Origin of the sequence: Sinomonas sp., from assembly GCF_051955515.1 — a bacterium.
GTDB lineage: Bacteria > Actinomycetota > Actinomycetes > Actinomycetales > Micrococcaceae > Sinomonas.
Genome location: NZ_JBQCGQ010000158.1, coordinates 1 through 4,318 on the forward strand (window position 1 = coordinate 1; position 4,318 = coordinate 4,318).

Genomic DNA, 4,318 nt, shown 5'->3' on the forward strand with positions numbered 1-4,318 from the left:
GGGGGGCCGGGCGATGGGGGGGGGCGCGGGGGGGGCCGCGTGGGGCCGGCCCCGCCCGCGGGCGTGGCGCGGTCCGGTTGGGGGGGTTAACCCCGGCCAACGGGCACGGAGCAACGGGAGTGCTGTTGGGTGCCGGACTGCCCGGTCAAGCCAAGGGGCTCGGCGCCGCCGGGTGCTCCTCGTGCCACCAGCCTTCCCACGCGGACGAGGTCATCGGGCCGGAACGCGCGTGGCCCGCGGGTCCGGGCTTGCAGAGGGAGAAATAGACGGGCCAGTGAAGGCCGGGGACCTTGGAGCCGATACGTCGCGCAGGGACGCTAGCCGTGACCTTCATGTCAGTTCTCCGGGGCGAGTTCGACGCGGATGCCGTGGAGCGACTGGTCATGCTCGATCTGGCACGCGAGCCTCGAACCGCACGCCCGGTAGCCGGCAGCGTCCTCGAGGAGCTCGAGCTCGTCGGGACTGCGCTCTCCGAGCCGCTCGGCCACAGTTTCCTCGAGGAAGACGTGGCACGTCGCGCACGAGGCCGTGCCGCCGCACGAGGCGAGAACCGGCAGGTCGTTGTCGCGGAGCACCTCCATCAGGGTCTGGTCTTCCTCCCAGTCGAGGGAGTGCTGGGTGCCGTCGCGGTCGACGGCGGTGATGGACGTGGTCATGGAGTGTTCCTTTCGCTGGTGGTGAGTTGCGGGGTGGTCAGGCCGAGGCGGGAGCCGGAAGGGCGACTGCGTCTGCGAGCGGCACGCTGGGATCTGCGGCGAGGGTGGGGTCGAGCACGGCCCGCCCCGCTATGAGACGTTTGCCCGCGTTGAAGTCGGCGAGTGAGCCCACGGTGTCGATGGCGGCGAGGCACCCATGGCGCAGATACAGAACCGTGAACTTTCCGTTCTGCCGGTCGCCGCGGAGAAGCACCTCGTCCTCCGGGTGCCGGACACCGGCGGTCTGGAGACGGACGCCGTGCTGAACCGTCCAGAACCACGGCACCTCGGCTGGCGGAGCTGCGGCGCCCGCAATCGATGCGGCAACAGCCTCGGCTTGGGCCCGGGCGTTCTGGATGCACTCAAGCCGCTGGCTTGCGCCGTCGTAGCTGCTCGCGGCGCGGGTGACGTCGCCCGCAGCGTAGATGTCGGGATCGGAGGTGCGCCCCGCGCCATCGACGGGGACGCCATCCGCCACCTCGAGCCCCGCAGCCTCAGCAAGGCCCTGCTCGGGCAGCACCCCAATTCCGGCGACGACGACATCGGCAGGGTAGCGGCCGCCGTCGTTCGTCACGACCCACTCCACCCGACCCCTGCCTTCGATGCCGATCACCCCCGCACCGAAGCGGAACTCGACGCCCGCTCGCCGGTGCAGGTCCTCGAAGAAGCGGGAGACGGGCTCGCTCGTGACGCGGCTCATCACACGGTCCTGGAATTCGAGGACCGTGACGTTGCAGTCGAGCTTTGCCGCGGCTGCCGCGACTTCGAGGCCGATGTATCCGGCACCGATGACGACGACGCGGCGTCCGGGGCCGAGCTGGCCCGCCAAGCGTCGGGCGTCCTCGAGTGTCTTGAGCAGGAGCACGCCATCGAGCTCCGCGCCGGGAACGGTGAGCCGGCGCGGGGTCGAGCCGGTGGCGAGGACGAGCTTCGAGTACCGGACGATCCGTCCGTCCGCGAGGATCAGGTCGCGTCGCTCACGGTCAACGTCTGACGCCCTGCCGTGGACGCGTTCGATCCCGCGAGCCTCGAAGTACGACACCTTCCTCAGCGGTGTCGGTTCAGCCGGCGCGCCCGGGGCCAGCAGCTCTTTGGAGAGAGGCGGGCGTTCGTACGGGATGCCGGAGTCCGAGTCGATGAGGACGATGTGCCCATCCCAGTTGCGCGATCGGAGGCCCGCCGCGACTCCCACTCCCGCATGACCAGAACCCACGATGACCACTCGCTCACGCATGACGGCCCTCCACCTTCACAACGAGCCGCTCGGGCCCCGAATTGGTCAGATTATTGCCGCGCACGTACTCGATCTCGTGCGCGGCATCGAAGCGGACTGACGCAAGACGTCGGCCGAGGAGTTCCGCCGTGACCTTCGTCTCGAGCCGGGCGAGCGGGGCGCCCAAACAGCTGTGGACGCCGTGGCCGAAGCCGAGGTGGCCGCTCGTGTCACGATCGAGGTCGAACACTTCTGGGCGGGGAAACTTCGCCGCATCGTGATTGGCCGCGGCGGGCATGAGCCGCACGATGGCGCCCTTCGGCAGGGTGACGCCAGCGACCTCGACTTCCTCGGTCGTGATCCGGCTGACTCGCTGGACGGTGCCGCGGAACCGCGCGAGCTCCTCGACGAACAGCTCCGCATCCGAGGGCGCGCTGCGCAGCCGGTCCAAGAGCTGGGGCTGCTCGGCGACAACACGGAACGCGTTGGCAAGGAGGATCGTCGTGGTGTCATGGCCCGCGATGAACACGAAGGCGCACAGCTCCTTCGCCTCCTTTTCGGTGAGCTGGCCGTCCTTCCACATCCGCGCGATGTGGCCTCCCACGGACTCGTTGCCCTGGGCGTGGAGGCGCTCCATCGTGTCCTTGAGGTACGCGAAGAAGTCGTGGGCGCTCTGCTCGTCCGTGCCGGTGCCCGGAGCGTTGCGGGCCAAGCGGCCGAAGTAGCTGAAGGTCTCATCGGACCAGAACTTCATCTTCTCGAAGTCGTCCGCCGGCACGTCGAGGAGCCCGCTGATCGTCGACATGCTGAGCGGAATCGCGTAGTCCTCGACCACATCGCCCCCGCCTCGGGCCACGAGGGCTTCGAGCAGCTGCTGAGCACTCTCGCGGATGCGGTTCTCGAAGAGGCCGATCGCCTTCGGAGTGAACGCCTTCGCCACGATCTGCCGAAGCCGGGCGTGGTCTGGCGCGTCGATGAGGGTCAGGAACGTGAGCGGGACCGGCTTCACGACTTCCGAGGAGAAGACCTTGGGCGCGCGCAGCGCTTTGCGGACGTCGTCGTAACGGGAGATGAACCAGACATCCGAGACAGGCGACGAGGCCCTGAGAACCGGAGCGTTGTCGAGCATCCACCGGTAGTGCCGGTAGGGATCGCCCTGGCTGCCGTCGTCCACGACCTTGAACGGCGCAAGGTCGGCCGGCCAGGGAAGCTCGTGCGAATACGGCGGGAGCGGCTGCGCAGCGTGAGGGGGATTGACTGCGGGGGCCGAGGGGCCGTCGTCGGCCGTTGCTCCCGTGAACGGACAAGTGAGCGTCATGACGCTCCTTTCCGGCCGCCGGGCGCGACGATGCGCCCGGCCGTGCCTCGATGGTGGATCCCGGGTGGCGCCTCCGCCTGCGCCCGGTGACGTGGATCACGTCGTTGAAACGAGCTTGGCGCACCTGGCGGGCGGGCACCCATGGCGCTTCCGGTGACCGGAAGAATTGGGGGATCTCAGGCGCCGGGAGCGCCTCCGAGCGCGCGGGTCATGCCATGCGCCGCGGTGGTGAGTGCGGGGACGACGCGCGGCACGAGCTCAGCTTCTGCGCGCGGGAGGATGCAGTTGAGGGCCGCAGCGATCTGAGGGCGCTGCGACGCCTCGCCGGGCCCGAACACGGGCACGGCGACCCCGATCCACTCCGTGCGCCCGATTCCGGGTGGTGCGGAATAGCCCTTCTGCCGGATGTCGGCGAGCTGACGGCGCAGTGCTTCTGGATCGGTGACGGTCTCCGGGGTGACCTTCTCGAGCGGCGCCTCGAGCGCCTGGCGCTGCACAGCCGGGTTCGAGAACGCGAGCAGCACGAGACCGCTCGAGGAGGCGTGGAGGGGCATCCGTTCGGCGATGTTCGCGGCGTCAAGGGTCGAGGCGGGGGAGGAGAGGCGTTCGACGTAGAGTGCCGTCCCATGATCGACGACGGCCAGGGTGACGTGCTGCCTCACCGTCGCCTGGAGGTCTTCCATGAACGGACGGCACACTTCGCGCAGCGTGAGGGCAGGCGAAGCCCGGGACGCCAGCTCCCACATCCGCAGCCCCGGACGAAGGTCCCCATTGCCGGCACGCTCGAGGAGCCCATGCCGCACGAGCTCCTCGGTGAGCCGGTGCGTTGTGGTGAGCGGAAGGCCTGAGCGGCGCGCGAGGCTGCTGAGGCTCAGAGCTGTGGTCTTTCGGTCGAAGCAGCTCAGGATGCGTACTACTCGACTGATGATGGAATCCCGGGTCGGAGTCGTCACGGTGGCCTCCCTGGCTCCCCATGAGTTTGCGCCGGGCCCGTTTGAGGGGGGATACCCCGCCAAACGGGCCGGGGCCCGGGGTTGGGGGGGCGGGGGGACCGGGCGGGGAAGCACCCCCCCGGTGGTGCCCGCCCGCGCG

General features: G+C 69.5%; 5 protein-coding genes. All 5 read right to left on the minus strand.

Translation table 11 applies throughout. The features are described 5' to 3' along the window. Nucleotides 1-145 precede the first annotated feature (145 nt). The 5 genes from ACTHL9_RS08820 to ACTHL9_RS08840 all read right to left on the minus strand — a co-directional run bounded on the left by ACTHL9_RS08820 (nt 146) and on the right by ACTHL9_RS08840 (nt 4,179). A complete protein-coding gene (locus ACTHL9_RS08820; RefSeq protein ID WP_440518478.1) occupies nt 146-334 on the minus strand; it encodes a hypothetical protein in 189 nt (62 codons plus the stop codon). 1 nt (nt 335) lies between these two features. After that, nucleotides 336-656: a 2Fe-2S iron-sulfur cluster-binding protein gene (locus tag ACTHL9_RS08825; RefSeq protein ID WP_440518479.1), complete on the minus strand. Its 321-nt coding sequence runs from the start codon at nt 654-656 to the stop codon at nt 336-338. 37 nt (nt 657-693) lie between these two features. Continuing rightward, nucleotides 694-1,929 carry an NAD(P)/FAD-dependent oxidoreductase gene (locus ACTHL9_RS08830; protein WP_440518480.1) on the minus strand — a complete coding sequence of 412 codons (1,236 nt, stop codon included), beginning with the start codon at nt 1,927-1,929 and terminating at the stop codon, nt 694-696. After that, nucleotides 1,922-3,226 carry a cytochrome P450 gene (locus tag ACTHL9_RS08835; RefSeq protein ID WP_440518481.1) on the minus strand — a complete coding sequence of 435 codons (1,305 nt, stop codon included), beginning with the start codon at nt 3,224-3,226 and terminating at the stop codon, nt 1,922-1,924. Before ACTHL9_RS08835 ends, ACTHL9_RS08830 begins: the two co-directional genes overlap by 8 nt. Nucleotides 3,227-3,402: 176 nt before the next feature. Beyond that, entirely contained in the window at nt 3,403-4,179 is a 777-nt protein-coding gene (locus ACTHL9_RS08840) for an IclR family transcriptional regulator (RefSeq protein ID WP_440518482.1), read from the minus strand. Nucleotides 4,180-4,318 lie beyond the last annotated feature (139 nt).

What these genes read in the sequence shown, in the direction of transcription:
- ACTHL9_RS08820 (WP_440518478.1), bottom strand. Translation starts at nt 334, where the DNA reads ATGAAGGTCACGGCTAGCGTCCCTGCGCGACGTATCGGCTCCAAGGTC.
- ACTHL9_RS08835 (WP_440518481.1), bottom strand. Translation starts at nt 3,226, where the DNA reads ATGACGCTCACTTGTCCGTTCACGGGAGCAACGGCCGACGACGGCCCC.
- ACTHL9_RS08830 (WP_440518480.1), bottom strand. Translation starts at nt 1,929, where the DNA reads ATGCGTGAGCGAGTGGTCATCGTGGGTTCTGGTCATGCGGGAGTGGGA.
- ACTHL9_RS08825 (WP_440518479.1), bottom strand. Translation starts at nt 656, where the DNA reads ATGACCACGTCCATCACCGCCGTCGACCGCGACGGCACCCAGCACTCC.